This window comes from Alphaproteobacteria bacterium, assembly GCA_040905865.1.
Lineage (GTDB): Bacteria > Pseudomonadota > Alphaproteobacteria > UBA8366.
This window is the reverse complement of record JBBDQU010000011.1, coordinates 1-18,538: the sequence shown is the minus strand read 5'-3', so window position 1 is coordinate 18,538 and position 18,538 is coordinate 1. Positions and strand designations below refer to the sequence as shown.

Here is an 18,538-nt window from a genome sequence, read left to right as displayed (position 1 = left end):
GTCACGATGACAGGTCCGGTAGAGCGAGTATTCCGCAATCGGGTGCCGCAACCAGCGCCGCGCCGGTTCTCGCCGCCTGAACGCCGCTCACCATCGACGTGGCGCCGCCGCCAATACCCGCCACGGCATCGGCCGCCGCTGTCTCCCGTTTATCGCTCAATTGTCCGGTAACTCCCTTGTCCCGCCACGATCATACACAGTCGCAACGGCGGCGATCAAATGTGCGTCATTGATCGGATCGTGTTTGGCTGAAATCGTTCCTGGCGATCCAACAAATACGTGAATCTGTTTGAATGAAACCTGTTGCGGTTCCATTCAAACCTGATGTGCAACAGGTCGCGCAGGCACTGCAAATGCGGGTTGGCATGCCAAATATTGCATGGACGGATTTGTCCGCTTCAGGCATTTATCCAGCGTGCAGGCAGAACAACCCTGAATGGGCGGCGCACCTTGGACGGGCTATTTCAAGGGGGGGGGGTAACCGGATGGCATCTGGCGGCAAGGGTAAACGGGCTGAGCAGCGCATTCCAGTGGGCGGCGCCATGGCGTATATCCACAACGAGGGTTACAACGTCATCAACTGGAGCCGGCACGGCATCATGATCGGCCCCTATATCGGATCGCTGCGCGCCGGCGACCCGTTCACGTTCCAGTTCGTGATGCCCATGAGTGACGGCGAAAAATTCAAGTTTTCCGTCTGGGCCAATGTCGTTCGCGTCGACGGATATGGTCTGGCGGCGCGCTATGTCGATCTGAATGAGCGGGTTTCCAGAATGATCGGCGATATGCTCGACATGCTGATGAAGCCACAATAAGCCGCCGAATAAGTCAGGCAACTTCCGAAAACCGCCCGGCGCAAAAAAGAGCCCCGTATTGCGGCGGCATGAGAGTTGCCGTTGCAATACGAGGCCCAAGAGGTCTGCGCGAGGGGCTTGTCGCGCCGACCAGGGGTAGGTAATGACGAGACATTACCCGCCTTCCCCGGCCGCCGGATCGCCCGGATGGGGGATAAAAGAATAAATTTTCGATAATTTTCGGCTTCCCGCCCTGAAAACCTCTTCCCGGGAAAGGACCGCCCCGACGGCCTCGCCGGCCGGCGGGATCAATCGGGCTCTTTCAATACGGGCGTCCGCGACTTGAACTGATCGATCGATGTGGCGATCTCCCGCGCCAAATCCGATGCGGACCGCTCCGGATTGAAGCTCAGTAACACAGCATCCGATAGCGGCTTCAGTAAAGCGATATCCTTGCTGGCGGCCTTGCGGTAGTCGACGGCGATGGACTCCGCCACCCGCAGCAGCGACTGGCAGATACCGCTGTTATGTTCAAAAGGCGTACCCAACAGGCGGTCCGCCGTATCCTGAATCACCATCCGCAACCGTTCGACGAGACGTCCGGTACGCGCTGTCTTCTCAGAGTCGCTGTAATCGCCAATAATCATCTGGATAAGGAAGGACAGTTCGAATGCATTGCGACGGAGCCGTTCGCTGTTGACCGTCTTCAGCACATTGGCAATTTCCTTTTGCAATGCGACCGGATCGATCCTGTCGCCCCGCACTTTGGACAGAAGGGTGTTCGGCACATCGATCAGCCTGATGTCGCTGGTATGCGCCGGATCGACCCGGCGGTCCGGGCCGATATAACTGCTGGTGACAACAAATGGCTTGCGCCGGTAAATAATGGTATCGATATGGCTCTGGATAGCCTGGACAGATGTCGGTTTCACCAGCAGCCCGTCCACGCCGCTGTCGATCAGCTGCCGCAAACGCGCCGCGTCGTTCTGCCAGGATGTCACGATGACCGGCACAAACGGATTCGGCCCCAGCTTGGCAAAGCGGATCGCCTCAATCAGGTTGCGGGCGTCGCCCCCCGCCAGGTCCGCATCGACGATCACCATGTCTGCATTGCCGTCGCGCAATGCCTGGCGCAACGGCTCGCATTCCTCGTAATCCTCGTGCACGTTCAACCGGATGTCGCGCAATGCGGAGCGAAGCGCCGTCCGCATCTGGCCATGCGATTCCCCCAGATAGATTTCGACATCGGGATAATCTGCGCGGAACCTTTTACCGATGCGCGCGCCGATGCCGCTGTCGCGTTTACGGTCGCTCATCGGCGAACCACGATACAGCCCTGCTGCTGTACTTTCAGCGCGGCGCATAATGTTGTCGCCGGCGCCTTTCCCGGCAACGGGCCGGTTCCAACCCGGTAGAAGACCCCTTTCGCGAGCACTGCCTCCCGGATCGCCAGGTCTCCCGCGTCGGTCAGCAACGAACCGAATGACGCCTGCAGCCGCTTCAACTCGCGTTCCGCCGCCTCCCGCGTCCGGAACGCGGCTAACTGCACGTGCCACGCGGTGCCGGCATCCGGCGAATCCGCCGGTATCGCCGCATCCGCGCCGGTCGCCGGTTGGGCGGCTTCGGTATCCCGCGCCGCGACCGCGACCGGCGGTTCGATGGCCGGCGGCGACAATCCGGGCAGAACCCGGGGCACATAGGGCGCCAGCGACGGTTCACCACGGCCCTGCGATCGCCCGAGGCCCGAAAGACGCGCTTCGGCAGCGGCCACGCTGGTTTCGTCCGGCACTTCCTGCGACTGCCATATTCGCAGCGCCCGCACATACAGCGCCCGCGCCTTTTGCGCATCGCCAAGGAATTCGCTGGCGTATCCGTAATTATAGGCGGCAACGGCAACCCGGGCATCATTCTCACCAAACGTCGCTTCGAGATTTTCGAGGACGCGCGCCAGCAACGGTTCGGCCTGTATGTATTTTTCCTGCTCCACGTAACTGATGCTCAGCTCGTTCACCAATTCGGCGACAAGGCCGTTTTCCGGTCCGAATGTCTGTTCGAAGATCGAAAGCGCCCGCAGGTAGAGCGGTTCCGCAAGAGCATGTTTTCCCTGTCGGCTGTGAACGGTCGCGAGATTTTTCAGTATGAACCCGGTCCGGGAACTCTCCGCGCCGAATTCCTGCTCGCTCAGAACGAGCGCCTGCTCGAAATACGGCGCCGCGGCCTCGTACATTCCGGCTTCATACAGCGACGAACCGCGTTGAAAATTTCGTGTCATTTCCGGCGACTGCGCCGCCAGTTGCGTCGAAGCGGCGAAAGACAGGACCAGGATCAGCGCGATCGCCCCCGATAGCCGGCACAATATTTTGAAATGCGTTGCCGCGCCTGAAAATCGGGCAATGAAATGATGCAATACCGTGTTGCCTCGCATGATGATCAGGATAATGCGGGACTGGCCAGCAACAAAGACCAAACGCTTCGTTCCGACCTCCGGCCCTTACGCCGACGGCGGACCAGCGCCGGTTATAGGGCGTAATCCGTTAACAAATTAGAAAAGTGTTCGCATATGGTTCTGCGACGCTGGCAACAGGCGCTTCCGTCTGACTGTGACCCAACGACAGATGCCGGGTTACACGGACTTCGCGGCGAACGACGGCAATACGGCGCTGGAACTCCTTGCGACAGCGGGCCGTGTCGACCTGCTGCTCACAAGTGATTCACGTGTCTGGCTGGATCGCCAGAGGCGATTTCAATCAAACACGATCCGGTCTAGTCGTCGAACGCCGCAAACATTTCCTGGAATGCCTTGATCTGGTTGCCCGCCGCCGATGAAGGCACCAGGATGGGCGTACCGATGCCCGCCTCATACCAGGCATCCAGCCCGTCGCGAATCTGCGGCACCGAACCTGACAGCGTGATGTCGTCCAGCCACCGATCTGTCAGAAGTTTGGGTATCTGTTCTTCCTCGCCGGCGATAATAGCGTCGTCGATAGCCGCCATCTCCTCCTCGTATCCCGCCTCGCGCCAGTAATTCCGGTAATTCGGCAGCCTGGCGTAATGGGTCAGGTTCCGCCGGTGCACGGCGCGCGCCGCCTCGATATCATCGGTAATACAGGTCGGAATCATGTTGCCGATGTAAAAGCCGGGATCGCTGCGCTTTTCTCGCGGCAGGACGGAGAGCGACTCCGTCATATGCGACCGGGCGCCATTGGCGAAGACCATGCCGTCCCCGATTTCCCCGGCAAGGCCGATCATGCGCTTGCGCAGGGTGGCCAGCACCAGTGGCGGTTTTTCCCCGACTCCCGTTACCTCCCTATAGGCGGTGACGAAGGCCCGCATATCCGGCACGGGTTTGCCCACCTGAATCCCCATGCGCGACATGGACGGAACATGGCTGACACCGATACCGAAGGTAAACCGGCCGCCGGAAACCTCGTGGACAAAGCTCGCGTTCTGCGCATAGTCCAGCGGTGGACGCGTATAGATCGGCGAAACCGAGGTCCCGAACCGGATCGTTTCGGTCACCTGGGCGATCCCCTCGCACAAGGCCAGCCCGCCCGAGATGCTGGGACAGTAGATTCCGGAAAAGCCGCGCGCCTCGATTTCACGGGCAAGTTCCAGTGTCGCAATTCGTCGCCCCGGCATCGCGACGAGACTCAGCGCCGGCTTTTTCTGTGGCATCATTCCCCCACGACAGCAGCGGCGCGCAACGCCGCGATTTCATCGGCCGCGAACCCGGCCTCGCGCAGCAATTCATCGGTCTGTTCCCCCAGCAGCGGCGCACCGCGCCGGATCGATGACGGTGTCCTTTCGAAGCGCGCCGCCGGACGCGCCTGACGCAGGCGTCCCGCCAGGGGATGCTCTGTTTCAACAATGATCCCGTTGGCCAGAATCTGCGGATGGTCGATCAGTTGTCTGCGATGCAGTACCGGCGCGCAGGGCACGTGCTCCGCTTCAAGTCGTTCCATCCATTCATCCGTCGTACGCGTCGCCAGCACCTCCTGCGTCACCGACAGCCGTTCGTCGATATTCTGGTCGCGCAGCGCCGGTGTTGTAAACCGTTCGTCGGTCAGCCAGTCCGGCTGTTCCAGCGCCCGGCAAAGACCCGACCACTGGCGGTCCGTCATCACCGCAACGCTCATATAACCGTCACTGGTTTCATAGATCAGGTCGACGAAGCTGGCGGCGCGCTGTTCGCTGATTTCCTGGTCGGGAAAGGTCTGGCTGCCCATGTCCGAGGCCCAGAGGAAGGCGATAACCGCATCGACCATCGACAGGCGAACATGCTGCCCCTGCCCCGTCCGTTCCCGCGCGAGCAGGGCCGCCGTGATCGCCTGCGACGCCGTGATTGCCGTCACCTTGTCGGGCACGATGGTCCGGATCAACCGGGGCCGCCGTTCATCCGCGCCGCCCTGGACCGACGCCAGCCCGGAAACCGCCTGCACGATGGGATCGTAGACCGGCTTGCCCGAATACGGCCCGGTTTCACCGAAGCCGCTGATCGACACATAAATGATATCCGGCGCGACCGCCCGTACCGCCGGTTCGTCGATGCCGAGCCGTTCCACGACACCGGGGCGGAAATTCTGCACCACCACATCGGCCCCCGCCGCCAGCCGCAACAGGGCGTCGCGTCCGCGCGGATCCTTCAGATCCATCGAAATCGAACGCTTGTTGCGGTTGTTGTTGAGAAAATGCGCGGCCAGCCCCGCCCGGCGATTGCCGCCGGAACGGACATGGTCGCCGCCGCCACGGGATTCGACCTTGACGATATCGGCGCCCTGGTCGCCCAGGATCATGGTCGCCCAGGGTCCGGCGATCATGGTCGTCAGATCGATAATCCTGAACCCGTCCAGAGCTCCCGACATTGGTATTCCCCGTCTAGCCGTGCGGCACCAGAATCTGGCGGATCGTCGCGCCGCTCTGCAACTTGTCGAAACCGGCATTGATCCCGTCGAAGCCGACATGTTCGTTGATCAGCTTGTCAATCGGCAGGCGACCCTGGCGGTACAGGCTGATGAAGCGCGGGATATCCCGTACCGGCACGCAGCTGCCCATATAGCTGCCCTTGATCGACTTTTCCTCCGCCACCAGATTGCCCTGGTTGAAGGAGAATTCGGCCGTGGAGGGCGACAGGCCCGCCGTGACCACCGTGCCGCCATAACGGGTGACCGCATAGGCGGTCTTCATCGCCGGAATGGCGCCGGCCAGGTCGACGGCGAAGTCGACGCCGCCATTGGTCAGGTCGCGCACCTGCTCGACGCATTTCGGGTCGGCCGCATTCACTGTATGGGTCGCGCCGAGCTGCCGCGCGAGGCCAAGCTTGTCGTCGTTCAGGTCGATGGCGATGATGGTTTCGGCGCCGCCCAGTTTCGCCCCCAGCAACCCGTTCATCCCGACGCCGCCAAGGCCGATGATCGCCACGCTGTCGCCCGGCAGGATACGCGCCGTGTTGATCACGGCGCCGACGCCGGTCATGACCGCGCAGCCGAACAGCGCCGCCTCGTATAGCGGCAATTCCTTGTCGATCACGACAATGGACCCCCGGTCGACCACTGCGTACTCGGCGAAACAGGAGACGCCCGTATGATGCGCCAGCGAGCCGCCATCCGCGTCATGCAGCCGGCGGCCGCCGCCCATCAGGTCCCCGACGGCCTTGGTCCGCGCCCCGGTTTCGCAGACCTGCGGCCGCCCTTCGAGACAGCGGCGGCAGCGTCCGCAGCTGGGACTGAACTGGAAGACGATATGATCGCCTTCCGCGACATCGGTTATCCCCGGCCCGGTTTCGACGACCGTACCGGCCCCTTCATGCCCCAGGACCAGCGGCACCGGCCGCGGCCTGGCGCCGTTGATGACGGACAGATCCGAGTGACAGAGCCCGGCGCCGCCGATCTTCACCAGAACCTCGTTCTGGCCCGGCGGGTCGAGGATCACTTCCTCGATGCTGAGCGGCTTGCTCTCGGCAAAGGGCTGCGGGGCGTCCGTCCGGCGCAGGACAGCGGCTTTCATTTTCATTTTCTCAGTCTCCCGTACATTCCAGCGGCGCGTTCGTGATTTCATCCTGTGCTTGTTATAACTTGGCGGACCCGGTTGCCAAACAACGGAAATGGCGCGCTCAACGGTGCAGTTCGCGCCTTTCCGTTACGACGGCCCGTCATACAGGGCGTTGGTGGCCGGCTGGCCCGATAGCGGCGAACTTCGATTACGGAACCGGCACGTTTGAACATGCTGCTTCCTTGCATTGCCATGTCACATTCTTCAGGATTGCGCCAACTTCGAACAGAGAGGCACCATCATGCAAATCGGCGTTTCCATTCCGACCACTGAAATCGGCACCGATCCTGTCGCCATCCGCGATTTCGTCCAGGCGATCGAGGATATGGGATACGAACACCTGACCCTTATCGACCATGTCCTGCAGCAGGGCACCCCGGTCGCGCATGACTGGCGCGCCTTCTACGCGCGCGAAAACATGTTCCATGAGCCGCTGATCTTCCTGACCTATATCGCGGCGCTGACAAAGAAGGTTCAGCTGACCACCGCGATCCTGATCCTGCCGCAGCGCCAGACCGCGCTTGTCGCCAAGCAGGCGGCTGAACTCGACGTTCTGAGCGGCGGACGGTTGCGGCTGGGCGTCGGCATCGGGTGGAACAAGATGGAATTCGATGCGCTGCACCAGGATTTCCATAACCGCGGTCGGCGCGTGGAGGAACAGATCGACGTCATGCGCCAGCTCTGGTCCAACGAACTGGTCACCTATGACGGCAAATGGCACAAGATCGAGGATGCGGGGATCAACCCGCTGCCGGTTCAGCGACCCATCCCCGTATGGATCGGCGGTTTCGTCGAACCCGCCATCGCCCGCGCCGGCCGGATCGCCGACGGGTTGCTGGCCAATCCGCGCGTCGGACCGGGCGACGAAGCCAAACGGCATTATGAAATCTTCCACGAAGCGGCGATCAAGGCCGGACGGGATGTCAAGAAAATCGGCTATGAAACCACGATCCTGACCGAGGACCGCGGCCCGCAGGCATGGGCGGCGGATGCGGAAACCTGGAAACAGATGGGCGCAACGCATGTCACCGTGCGCACCATGGCGTCGGGCCTGTCGTCGAACGAAAAACACCTCGAACAGCTGCGCAAGTTCAAGGAAAACTATCCGGGCTGAATATTCAGAGCGGCGGCCGGCGGGTATTCCAGCCGGTCGCCTGCTCATAGGCCCAGCCGATGCGCAGCGCCATCGCCTCGTCATAGGCGTCGCAGACGATCTGCAGTGACGTCGGCAGTCCGCCAGCGGTAAAGCCGTTCGGCAACGCCAGCGCGCAGCGGTCGAGCAGGTTCACCGCCCGGGTGAAAATTGCCGGCGTCGTCGCCTGGTCGATAGAATCGACCGCCGGCGCGGCAGTGGCGGTAGTCGGCGTCAGCAACGCATCGAAACCGGCAAGCGCCGCATCGAATTCGCGCTTGACCTCTTCCCGCCTCCTCAACGTGTCGATATAGACTCGCGCGGTCATGTCGCGGCCGATCCAGATGCGCGGCCGCACCGCATCGTCGATGGGCAGGTCCATATCGTCGACCAGATCGCCCACGAAGGAGTAACCCTCGGCGCCGATAATCCGGCCCGTCATTCCCCCCATCGCCGCAAATGGCAATGGAAGCGAGACGACTTCCAGTGTCGCGCCGAGTTCACGGAGAACCTCGAGGGAGGCATCGAAGGCGGCAAGCACCTCCGCATCCACGCCCTCGCGCTCGCCTTGCGGCATGATCCCCAGTTTCAGGCCGGCGATGCCGCGCTTCATTTTCGGCAGAGGATTGTCGACGGTCACGCCGCGGGTCAGCGGATCGCGCGGGTCCGGTCCCTGCATCGTGTTATACAGCAACGCGGCGTCCTCGACGGAACGCGCCATCGGCCCGGGCGTATCCAGCGTAGTGGCAAGCGGCAGCACGCCAAAGCAGCTTATCCGGCCGACGGTCGTCTTCAGCCCCGTCAGTCCGCACCACGAAGCCGGCAACCGGACCGACCCGCCGGTATCGGTCCCCAGCCCCCAGGGCGCCAGCCCGGCCGCCACGGCGACGCCCGTACCCGCGCTCGATCCGCCCGGCGCGCGATGGACCGCCCCGTCCCACGGATTCCAGGGCGTGCCCATATGCTGGTTGGTGCCCCAGCCCCCCATGGCGAATTCGACCGAATGGGTCTTGCCGATCACGATCATGCCGGCGGCGATCAGCTTTCGCGCCAGCGTCGCCGTCACCGTCGACACCCGATCCTTCAAAACCATCGAACCGCCGGCCGTGACGCGGCCTTCCAGGTCGATGATATCCTTCAGCGCCACCGGCACCCCGTGCAGCGGCCCGACGGCATGGCCGGAACGTATGGCCTTTTCCGCCGCCTGTGCAGCCAGGCGCGCATCGTCGCCATAGACCGCCACGAAGGAATGGAGTTTTTCGTCATGCGCCGCGATACGCGCCAGCAGGGCTTCGACCAGATCGACCGGCGAAAGTCGCCCGTCCCCCATCGCGGCGGCGAGGTCGTGCGCGGCACGGTAGGCCAGGTCGGGATCGGTCATGATGTATTGCTTTCGGTGGCGGTGAGGAAACAGGACAGATGGTTGCGGAACGCTTCCGCCTGAGAAACCGGAAAGAAATGCCCCCCTGTCGGCAGGATCACGGTTTGCGCATCGGGAATCAGCCGGCCCAGTTCCTCGGAATAGTAGGCCGGTGTGATCATGTCGTCGCGGGCGCCGATGACCAGACAGGGGGCGGCGATATTGCCCAGCTCCGCCTGGCGATTGAATTTCTGGATCGCCCGGATACGGCGCAGCATGACCTCCGGCGGCGGAAACGCCCGGATCGTTTCCTCCTCCTGCTGCAGCATCGCCGACAGCCGCCGGCGGATCCAGTCCGGCGGAAACATGAAGACCGCCTGCGAACGGACATAGGCCTCGATTCCCCCCGCGCTCAGGATGCTGCTGCGCATGTCGAACAGGCGGCGGAAATAGTCATCCGCCGCGGTCCAGGTCGCGCTGAGCACCAGACGGTCGATCCGTTCCGGGAAATCCAGCGCCATGGTCTGCCCGATGGCCCCGCCGGTCGAGTGCCCGACAAAATCCGCGCGGCCGATATCGAGATGATTCATCAGTTGCAGCAGGTCGTCGGTCATCTGCGACACCGAATATTCGATCAGCGACTTGCTGCTGGCGCCGGCGCCGCGGTGGTCGTGCAGAATGACCCTGAATTTTTCAGCCAGGACCGCGACATGCGGTTTCCAGAAAGACGCGACGCCGCCAAGACCGGACACCAGCAACAGCGGCGGTCCCGCGCCATGCACCTCGTAATGGAGACTTTCGCCATCGGAAAGCGTCAGGAACGGCATTCGCGTTACTCGCCGTTGGCGCCATCCACCGGCGTAAAGACAGTTCGCGCCTCAATTTCCGCGATGTTTTCCGGTCGGGCGAATGGCGCCGGCGCGTCTTCGCCGAGCCTCCTGGCGCGGCCGATCTGTTCGAAGAAGTCTTCCAGACCGCCCGGCATCATGACCCACATCATCTTCAGGTCGTCTGGTCCGTCATTCATGATCTTGTGCGAATTTCCTGGCCCCGCATAGACCGTGGTACCCGGCTGGACACGATGCTCCTCGCCGTTGACGAGAACCGTTCCCTTCCCTTCGAAGAAGAACAGAAGTTCCTGTTCCGTGCCGTGCTGGTGTTCACGGATATGGCATCCGGGCGCGATGACCTGAACGCCGCTGGAAAACCCGGCGATGGACGGGTCATTGCGGCTGGAAACCATCACCTCGGCATAGCCGTTTGCCGGGACCGGTTGCCAATAGCTCTGTCCCTCGCCCGGCTGGACCACAAAGGCCGCGCCCCTTGAAGATTTGTCCATGTGCTTTCCTCCCACTGCGACCGGTTACGGTCATTCAGAGCGGTTCAGGCATCCAGCCGGCCGGGCCGGCGCTGTTGCGTACAATACGCATCGGTGTCGCATTTCTGATCAGCGGCGGCCCCGCGACCGACAGCCCGATAGCCGCCATCAGGACCGCATAATTACCGCCATGCGCCACCACCAGTATTTCACCATGTTTCAGCACTTCGTTGAAGCCGTGCAGGGTGCGCAGGGTAAATTCCTCCAGCGTTTCGCCATTGCCGGGGCTGCCGCCCCAGTCCAGATCGACATTCGAACCACCGGCCCAGTCGCCCCAGTTGCGTTCATACAGTGCGGGTACCTTGTGGATCGGCTTCCTGCATTCCAGGTTCACGATTTCCGCCGTTTCCCAGGCGCGTTCCAGGTCGCTTGCATGGATTTCCAGGAAATTGACTCTCTTCAGTATCTGGGCCGCCGCGCGCGCCTGCCCGCGTCCCGTATCGTTCAGGGTCACGCCGCGCTGCGTCTGGATGATCCGCCGCTTGTTGTGCTCGGTTTCGCCGTGGCGCAAAAAGTAGAACCGCTCGATATCGGTCTGTAAGCCACCGGCATCGGCGGCAATTTTCTGCATCGCGAGGTGCCAGGCCGGCGTTTCCATACAAGTATCTCCCTCGATTTCCAAATTACCGTCCGGCGCGGACGCCGGATTCCGAAATGACCGCGGCAATGCCATCCATATCCTGGTTGGGCGCCATGATATGTACGCCCGCCACGCCCGAAACTTCCTGCAATTGCTGGATGATTTCAACGCAAATCCGCCGTCCTTCGGCCTTCTGGTCGGCGGCGCCTTCAAGCCGTTTGATGATACTGTCCGGCACGGTCACCCCGAACAGGTTTTCGTTCATCCATATCGCCGAACGGACCGACGCAATGGGACCGACGCCGATCAGAAACGCCATCCGGTCGGTCAGGCCGAATCCGGCCAGCGCATCCATATAACGTTTCAGCGGCGCCACGTCGAAGCAGAACTGCGTCTGGACGAAATTCGCGCCCGCATCCGCCTTCGCGATCAGGCTGTGCGGCTTCCAGTCCGCGTCCGGATCGACGGGACTGTCCGCCACCCCCAGAAACAGGTCCGGCGCCGGATCGATATCCCGGCCGGAGGGAATTTTTCCCTCATCCCGCATCTGCTTCGCGATGGCGACGACGCCCTGCGAATTAAGATCGTTCACGATCGCCGATTCCGGCTCGTCGCCCGTCGTCGGATCGTCGCCGGTGAGGACGAGCACGTTGTTGATCCCAAGCGCGGCATTGCCGATCAGGTCGCCTTCGATGGCGAGCCGGTTTCGCGTCCGGCAGGTCATCTGCAACACGGGTTCGACCCCGTAATTCAACAGAAGAGAGGCGGCGGCGGTGCTCGACATGGTGACCCGCGCACCGGCGGCGTCCGTGACGTTGACGGCATCGACAAGGCCGCGCAGCGGATCGGCCTTCGCGAGAAGCGTTGCCGGGGAAGCGGATAGCGGCGGGACGATTTCCGCCGTTACAGTGAAACAGCCCGCGGCTATCGTTTTGCGAAGATTGCTCATGTCAGACGACGGGGCTCATGCCGCCATCGACATTGATCGCGACGCCGGTGATGTAGGATCCCTGCTCGGAGGCAAGGAAACATGCCATGTTGGCGAATTCCTCCGCCGTACCCAGGCGGCCCAGCGGAATGCGCTGGCCAAGCTGGGCGTAATATTCGTCCAGCGTCTTGCCGCTCCCTTCGTTCTTGTGCCGCTGGACCCACTGGTCGCTCTGGATATTGCCGACCAGAAGGCCGTTGACCAGGATATTGTGCGGCGCGCCCTCGCCCGCCAGAATCTTGGTCAGCGCCATGCCCGCCGCGCGGCTGACCGCTGTCGGCGCGCCGCCGGGCCGCGGCGCCTTGGCGCCGAGGTTCAGCACATTGATGATCCGGCCCCATTTGCGTTCGCGCATGCCCGGCATGACCAGTCGGCAGAGGCGGATCGCCGCGAAAAGTTTCAGATCGATATCGGCCTGCCAGACTTCATCGGTGATGTCGTCGAATTTGCCGGTCTGCGACGTGCCGGCATTGTTGACGAGAATATCGACCGGCCCCAGCGCGTCGACCACCGCCTCGTGCAGTTCCTTCACGCCTTCGGCGCTGGCGACGTCGCAGGCGAAGGAGGCAACCTTGCCGCCGTTCCCGCCCGCCGACTCGCGGACCGCTTCTTCCGCCTGCTTCACCACATCGGCGCGGCGACCGACCAGGGCGACATTGGCGCCGGATTCCGCGAACCGGTGCCCCATCGCCAGCCCCAATCCCAGGCTGCTGCCCGTGATCAGCGCCGTGCGCCCATCCATTCTTACGTCCACAATCGTCTCCCTTCGATTCGTTTCCGCCGCCGGCGCCGCCCCAATCCGGGATCCCCGCCGGAAAGTGTGGCGGACGGTTGCGACATCCTGTCAGGTTTCCGCCCACATCCGCATGAGATTGACGTGATTTTTGATCAGCGGGCGGGCTTCGTCCGAGTTCGGGGTCTTTTCTCGCACGATCCGCGCGGCCCTGTCGAGATCATGCAGCAACTCCCGGCGCGCAGCCAGCCATAGGACATTCCCGCTTCACAGCGGCTGAACGATTGGCATGGCCGACGCTTCGCCATCCGGATTTGCCGTATCGTCCCCGATATCCCCGAAACCCGTACTCACGCCTACTGCTTCAGACCGGACACCTGTAAAGTATATACGGTAAACACCGCCCCAACCCCGCATTTGGCGCCGGAAGGTTTCATAATGCGGCATACCGCCCTTTGCCGGAGCACGAGATGAATCGAGACGACGTCAAACTGGAAGCCAGAGAAAACCTGCATCAGGGATTTTTCCGCATGGATCATTTCCAGTTGCGCCACCGGCTGTTCGCCGGGGACTGGAGCCCCGTGCTGAGCCGGGAAATCATGCTGCGCGATCCCGTTGCCGCCGTCATCCCCTATGACCCGGTCCTTGACCGGGTCGTGTTGATCGAACAGTTTCGCGGCGGCATGTTCGTCGCGGGCGACCCGCGGCCCTGGAGCATCGAGATTGTCGCAGGAATAATAGAAAAAGACGAAACAGTCGCCGAAATGGCGCGCCGGGAAACGCTCGAAGAAACCGGTTGCCGCGTCGGCCGCCTCGAAAAGGTGATGGATTTCTACCCCAGCCCCGGCGGCTGTTCCGAATTCGTGACCGTGTTCTGCGGCGAAGTATCGTCGGATGGCGTGGGCGGGATCCATGGCCTTGCGGAAGAAGGCGAGGATATCCGCGTTTTCACCGAATCGGTCGATGATGCAATCGCCCATGTGGCATCCGGTGCGATCAACAATTCCATCGGCATCATCGGCGTGCAGTGGCTCGCCCTCAACCGAAGCGCCCTGCGCCGGCGCTGGGATCAGGCCCGGAATGAAACGTAATATTCGATTGAGCCGCCTGGACGTCGAACTCCATGCCCGGGAAACGCTGCTGGACGGCTTTATCAAGGTCGACCGTTTCCATTTGCGCCACCGGCTGCATGCGGGCGGGTGGAGCGAACAGGTCAGTCGGGAAGTCCAGTTGCGCGGCGCCGTGGCGGCGGTCATCCCCTACGACCCGGTCCGCGACATGGTCGTCCTGATCGAACAGTTCCGCGGCGGCGTATTCGCCGCCGAGGACCCCTATCCCTGGAGTACCGAAATCGTCGCGGGCATCGTCGAACCGGGCGAATCGCCGGACGAAATGGCGCGGCGCGAAACCCTGGAGGAGTCAGGCTGCGTGATCGGGCGGCTGGAGCAGGTCATGGAATTCTATTCCAGCCCTGGCGGCTCCACGCAAAAGGTCGTGATGTTCTGCGGCGAGGTATCGTCGGACGGCGTCGAGGGCATCTACGGGCTGGCGTCGGAAGGCGAAGACATTCGCGCCTTCGCCTTTCCGGCCGGCGAGGTTCTCGATCTGGTCGGCAACGGTACAATCAACAACGCGGTCGGGATTGTCGGGCTGCAATGGCTGGCCATGAACAGGGCGTCATTGCGTCGCCGATGGACTTGACCGTGGCGATCGTGAAATGCTTGAAAGGCACCGATAGTGCGCCTTGGTGCGGGAAACAGCGTCCCGCGAACATTCAGACAGCGAGAGACGATAACATGGACGTTCGGGACGGACTGATCGGCAGCATCGGCAACACGCCGCTGATAAAACTGCGCAAGGCCTCAGAGGAAACCGGCTGCACGATCCTCGGCAAGGCGGAGTTCCTCAACCCCGGAGGATCGGTCAAGGACCGCGCGGCCATGTATATCATTCTGGACGCCGAAGAACGCGGCGTGCTGCAGCCCGGCGGCGTCATCGTCGAGGGCACGGCGGGCAATACCGGTATCGGCCTGGCTCTGGTCGGCAATGCGCGCGGCTATCGCACCGTCATCGTCATTCCGGAGACCCAGTCGCAGGAAAAGAAAGACATGCTGCGGCTCTGCGGTGCGGAGCTCCGGGAAGTTCCGGCCCTGCCGTACAAGAATCCGGACAACTACGTCCATGTGTCCGAACGGCTCGCGGCCGAACTGGCCAAATCGGAACCGAACGGCGCCCTGTGGGCGAACCAGTGGGACAACCCCGCGAACCGCGGCGGGCATTACAAGTCCACCGGCCCCGAAATCTGGCGCCAGACCGACGGCGCGGTGGACGGGTTTACCTGCGCCATTGGCACCGGCGGCACCTTTTCCGGGATCGCCGATTTCCTGAAGGAACGGAACAGCGCCATTGTCGCCGCCGTGGCGGACCCGCCGGGCGCCGCCATGTACGCCTATTTCACGAGCGGCGAATTGAAATCGGAAGGCAGTTCGATCACCGAAGGCATCGGCCAGGGCCGCGTCACCGGCAATGTGAAGGACGCCCGCGCCGACACGGCTTACCTGATTCCCGATGCGGAATCGGTGCAGATATGTTTCGACCTGCTCAACTACGAAGGGCTGTGCGTCGGCAGTTCCAGCGGCGTGAACGTCGCCGGCGCCATACGCCTGGCCAGGGAGCTTGGCCCGGGCAAGACAATCGTCACAATCCTGTGCGATTCCGGTACGCGGTACATGTCGAAACTGTTCAATCCCGCCTTCCTGCGCGAGAAGGACCTGCCTGTCCCGACATGGCTGGAAGCCAGATGATCACGGAGGAGCTGTTCCGGGCGGATTCGTACCTGCGCGAATGCGACGCCACGGTTATCGGCGTCAATGACCGTGGCGGAATCATCCTCGACCGAACGGTCTTCTACCCGACCGGCGGCGGCCAGCCCGGCGACACCGGATTCCTGGCGCCCGCGAACGGGGAACCGATCCGCATCGTCACCACGGTAAAAGGCGACGGCGACGAAAACGTCGTCCATGTCGCCGCGGAAGGCAGTGACCTTCCGGCGCCCGGCGAAAGCGTCACGGCGCGGCTCGACTGGGCGCGGCGCTATGCCCATATGCGGATGCATACCTGCCTGCACCTGCTGTGCGCCGCCATACCCTTCGGCGTGACCGGCGGCAGGATCGGCGCCGACAAAAGCAGCCTCGATTTCGACATCGGCGACGGCAGCCTGGACAAACCCGTCATCGAAGCAGAGATCAACCGCCTCGTCGCGGCGGACCGCGCCGTTGCCGCCCGCTGGGTCGATGAGGCGGAACTCGACGCCAATCCGGAAATGGTGCGCACCATGTCGGTCCAGCCGCCCCGGGGCTCCGGCAGCATAAGGCTGCTCGAAATTGCCGGTGTGGACCTGCAACCCTGCGGCGGCACCCATCTCGCCCGGACCGGCGAGGTCGGACGCGTCCAGGTCGGCAAGATCGAAAACAAGGGGAAACGCAACCGGCGCGTCAATATTATACTGGCGGGACCATGAACCTGCATGAGACTGGAAGGCAGAGATGACTTATGCCAATCCCGACGCCCTGATTGAAACCGGCTGGCTCGCCAGTCACCTCAACGATCCGCATGTCAAGATACTCGACGCCAGCTACCACCTGCCCGGAACCGGGCGTGACGCCGAGACGGAGTTTACACAGCGGCATATTCCCGGCGCCATGCTGTTCGATATCGAGGATGTGCGGGACCGGGACAATCCCTTCCCGCATATGCTACCCGACGCCGGCCAGTTCGGTGCGCAGATGGAAACGCTGGGTCTGTCCAATGACGACCTGATCGTCATATATGATGTGCACGGCGTCCGCACCTCGCCGCGCGCCTGGTGGACCTTTCGGGTCTTCGGTCACGAAAACGTCGCCATCCTCAATGGCGGCCTGCCGAAATGGCTGAACGAACAACTGCCGGTTACCGACGATATTGCCGATCCGCCGCGCGGGACCTTCCGGGCGACCCTCAACCCGGCGCTCGTCCGCGACATTGACCAGATGCTCGCCAATCAGGAAACGCGGCGGGAACTCGTCGTCGACGCCCGCCCCGCGGGACGGTTTGTCGGCACCGTGCCCGAACCCCGCGAAGGGTTGCGCGGCGGCCATATGCCCGGTTCGGTCAGCCTTCCGGTTGAAAACTTCATCGACGAATCCACCAAGACCTTCCTGCCGGCGGACGGCATCAAGGCGGCGCTGGAAAACCAGCGGATCGACTATCGGAAACCTGTGGTCGCCACATGCGGTTCCGGCGTCGCCGCGTGCCTGATTTCCCTCGGGATGTACCTGATCGGCAATGAAACCGTACCCGTTTACGACGGGTCCTGGTCGGAATGGGGCGCGCGCGACGATACGCCCGTCGAATAGCGGACCGGAACAGAATGCAGATACGACCGATCCGCGATGGCGATACGGACAACGTCATCGCCCTGTGGCGGCAATGCGGCCTTCTGCGGCCGTGGAATGACCCGGTCGCCGATATCCGCCTTGCCCGCAATACGCAAAGCGCCGAAATTTTCGTCGGCGCCTGCGAGAACGATGTCATTGCCGCTGTCATCATGTGCGGCCATGACGGCCACCGCGGATGGCTGTATTATCTGGGGGTGGCACCGGAACGGCATCGACAGGGGCTTGGCAAAGCGATGGTCGGACATGCGGAAGGATGGCTGCGCGACCTTGGCGTGCCCAAACTGGAACTCATGATCCGCAATGCCAACGCGGACGTGGCGCGGTTTTACGAATCCATGGGATACAGGACCGAACCGGTCATTACCATGTCGCGCTGGCTGCACCGACCGGCGGACGCGCAGGATGACTGACGGCGCGGCAGCCCCCCTGCGGGATATCACCATCACGTCACTGGAGATGCGCGCCCGGCCGAAACGGGCCGGCGCCCGCCCGCCCCTGTTCAAGCGGCCGGTCATGCTCCTGCGGGCCGAACGACCGACGCTGTCATTCTATCGCTACCTCTACAACACCATCGGGCGCGACTGGTGCTGGTACGAGCGACGGCAGATGGACGACAACGCCCTCGCGAGAATCATCCACGATGACAGCGTCGCGGTCTATGTCCTTTATGTCGGCGGCGTTCCTGCCGGATATGTCGAAATTGACAGCCGCCGGCATGTCAGTGTCGAAATCGCGTATCTCGGCCTCATGCCGGAATTCGTCGGCCGCGGCCTGGGCCGCTATCTCGTCAACTGGGCGGTCGATACCGCATGGGACATGAACCCGGAACGGGTATGGATTCACACCTGCAACCTGGACCATCCGGCCGCCCTGCTTCTCTACCAGAAAGTCGGCTTTACGGTATTCAATCAGGAGAAAATCGCCATTCCGGACCCGAGCGCCATGGTGTGCTTTCAAAACTAGAATCCGTATTCCATGATAAATTGCAAGGGGCTGTATATCGGCGAATTGCCGCCGCTTCACCTGGCATCTTTCCCAGGGCAACGAATCCAGGTTAACGATCCATGGTTCCGAGGATTGATGCCAGGA

Annotated in this window: 21 protein-coding genes; 9 read left to right on the top strand and 12 right to left on the bottom strand. The window is 62.5% G+C overall.

What is annotated here, in order from left to right; all coding sequences use genetic code 11:
- Position 1: 1 nt before the first annotated feature.
- The gene (locus WD767_02995) at positions 2 to 160 is read right to left on the bottom strand and encodes a hypothetical protein (protein MEX2615041.1); all 159 of its coding nucleotides are present in this window, start codon (positions 158 to 160) and stop codon (positions 2 to 4) included.
- Positions 161 to 293: 133 nt separating this feature from the next.
- Here WD767_02995 and WD767_02990 point away from each other — a divergent pair, with 133 nt between their 5' ends.
- Entirely contained in the window at positions 294 to 815 is a 522-nt protein-coding gene (locus WD767_02990) for a hypothetical protein (protein MEX2615040.1), read from the top strand.
- A gap of 287 nt (positions 816 to 1,102) precedes the next feature.
- On the opposite strand, the gene WD767_02985 is transcribed toward WD767_02990, so the two are convergent.
- The 5 genes from WD767_02985 to WD767_02965 form a co-directional block, all read right to left on the bottom strand.
- Positions 1,103 to 2,110 carry a response regulator gene (locus WD767_02985; GenBank protein MEX2615039.1) on the bottom strand — a complete coding sequence of 336 codons (1,008 nt, stop codon included), beginning with the start codon at positions 2,108 to 2,110 and terminating at the stop codon, positions 1,103 to 1,105.
- Positions 2,107 to 3,261, bottom strand: coding sequence for a tetratricopeptide repeat protein (locus WD767_02980; GenBank protein ID MEX2615038.1), 1,155 nt, complete (start codon positions 3,259 to 3,261; stop codon positions 2,107 to 2,109). The genes WD767_02985 and WD767_02980 overlap by 4 nt, the downstream gene beginning before the upstream one ends.
- 296 nt (positions 3,262 to 3,557) lie before the next feature.
- The gene (locus tag WD767_02975) at positions 3,558 to 4,472 is read right to left on the bottom strand and encodes an LLM class flavin-dependent oxidoreductase (protein ID MEX2615037.1); all 915 of its coding nucleotides are present in this window, start codon (positions 4,470 to 4,472) and stop codon (positions 3,558 to 3,560) included.
- Positions 4,469 to 5,656 carry a CoA transferase gene (locus WD767_02970; protein MEX2615036.1) on the bottom strand — a complete coding sequence of 396 codons (1,188 nt, stop codon included), beginning with the start codon at positions 5,654 to 5,656 and terminating at the stop codon, positions 4,469 to 4,471. Before WD767_02970 ends, WD767_02975 begins: the two co-directional genes overlap by 4 nt.
- A 13-nt stretch (positions 5,657 to 5,669) precedes the next feature.
- Entirely contained in the window at positions 5,670 to 6,803 is a 1,134-nt protein-coding gene (locus WD767_02965; GenBank protein ID MEX2615035.1) for a zinc-dependent alcohol dehydrogenase family protein, read from the bottom strand.
- 280 nt (positions 6,804 to 7,083) lie between these two features.
- Here WD767_02965 and WD767_02960 point away from each other — a divergent pair, with 280 nt between their 5' ends.
- Entirely contained in the window at positions 7,084 to 7,956 is an 873-nt protein-coding gene (locus tag WD767_02960) for an LLM class F420-dependent oxidoreductase (protein MEX2615034.1), read from the top strand.
- A 4-nt stretch (positions 7,957 to 7,960) separates the two neighbouring features.
- On the opposite strand, the gene WD767_02955 is transcribed toward WD767_02960, so the two are convergent.
- Genes WD767_02955 through WD767_02930 form a run of 6 tightly spaced genes read right to left on the bottom strand, consistent with a single transcriptional unit; the run spans position 7,961 to position 13,034 of the window.
- Positions 7,961 to 9,355: an amidase gene (locus WD767_02955; protein ID MEX2615033.1), complete on the bottom strand. Its 1,395-nt coding sequence runs from the start codon at positions 9,353 to 9,355 to the stop codon at positions 7,961 to 7,963.
- A complete protein-coding gene (rutD, locus tag WD767_02950) occupies positions 9,352 to 10,161 on the bottom strand; it encodes a pyrimidine utilization protein D (protein MEX2615032.1) in 810 nt (269 codons plus the stop codon). The genes WD767_02955 and rutD overlap by 4 nt, the downstream gene beginning before the upstream one ends.
- Before the next feature lie 5 nt (positions 10,162 to 10,166).
- A complete protein-coding gene (locus WD767_02945) occupies positions 10,167 to 10,673 on the bottom strand; it encodes a cupin domain-containing protein (GenBank protein ID MEX2615031.1) in 507 nt (168 codons plus the stop codon).
- Between the two features lie 34 nt (positions 10,674 to 10,707).
- On the bottom strand, positions 10,708 to 11,310 hold the full coding sequence (locus tag WD767_02940) for a histidine phosphatase family protein (protein MEX2615030.1): 603 nt from the start codon (positions 11,308 to 11,310) through the stop codon (positions 10,708 to 10,710).
- A 25-nt stretch (positions 11,311 to 11,335) separates the two neighbouring features.
- The gene (locus WD767_02935; GenBank protein MEX2615029.1) at positions 11,336 to 12,241 is read right to left on the bottom strand and encodes a methylenetetrahydrofolate reductase; all 906 of its coding nucleotides are present in this window, start codon (positions 12,239 to 12,241) and stop codon (positions 11,336 to 11,338) included.
- Position 12,242: 1 nt separating this feature from the next.
- A complete protein-coding gene (locus tag WD767_02930) occupies positions 12,243 to 13,034 on the bottom strand; it encodes an SDR family oxidoreductase (GenBank protein ID MEX2615028.1) in 792 nt (263 codons plus the stop codon).
- Between the two features lie 449 nt (positions 13,035 to 13,483).
- On the opposite strand from WD767_02930, the gene WD767_02925 reads away from it, so the two are divergent.
- The 7 genes from WD767_02925 (at position 13,484) to WD767_02895 (ending at position 18,412) form a co-directional block, all read left to right on the top strand.
- The gene (locus WD767_02925; GenBank protein ID MEX2615027.1) at positions 13,484 to 14,104 is read left to right on the top strand and encodes an NUDIX domain-containing protein; all 621 of its coding nucleotides are present in this window, start codon (positions 13,484 to 13,486) and stop codon (positions 14,102 to 14,104) included.
- Positions 14,094 to 14,714, top strand: a complete 621-nt coding sequence (locus WD767_02920; GenBank protein ID MEX2615026.1) for an NUDIX domain-containing protein — start codon at positions 14,094 to 14,096, stop codon at positions 14,712 to 14,714. The genes WD767_02925 and WD767_02920 overlap by 11 nt, the downstream gene beginning before the upstream one ends.
- Before the next feature lie 95 nt (positions 14,715 to 14,809).
- Positions 14,810 to 15,817, top strand: a complete 1,008-nt coding sequence (locus WD767_02915) for a cysteine synthase A (protein ID MEX2615025.1) — start codon at positions 14,810 to 14,812, stop codon at positions 15,815 to 15,817.
- Entirely contained in the window at positions 15,814 to 16,533 is a 720-nt protein-coding gene (locus WD767_02910) for an alanyl-tRNA editing protein (protein MEX2615024.1), read from the top strand. Before WD767_02915 ends, WD767_02910 begins: the two co-directional genes overlap by 4 nt.
- A gap of 25 nt (positions 16,534 to 16,558) precedes the next feature.
- Positions 16,559 to 17,407: a 3-mercaptopyruvate sulfurtransferase gene (sseA, locus tag WD767_02905; GenBank protein MEX2615023.1), complete on the top strand. Its 849-nt coding sequence runs from the start codon at positions 16,559 to 16,561 to the stop codon at positions 17,405 to 17,407.
- Between the two features lie 14 nt (positions 17,408 to 17,421).
- Positions 17,422 to 17,859, top strand: coding sequence for a GNAT family acetyltransferase (locus tag WD767_02900; GenBank protein ID MEX2615022.1), 438 nt, complete (start codon positions 17,422 to 17,424; stop codon positions 17,857 to 17,859).
- Positions 17,852 to 18,412 (top strand): GNAT family N-acetyltransferase, encoded by a 561-nt coding sequence (locus tag WD767_02895; protein ID MEX2615021.1) that lies wholly within the window; start codon positions 17,852 to 17,854, stop codon positions 18,410 to 18,412. The genes WD767_02900 and WD767_02895 overlap by 8 nt, the downstream gene beginning before the upstream one ends.
- The last annotated feature ends 126 nt before the right edge of the window (positions 18,413 to 18,538 follow it).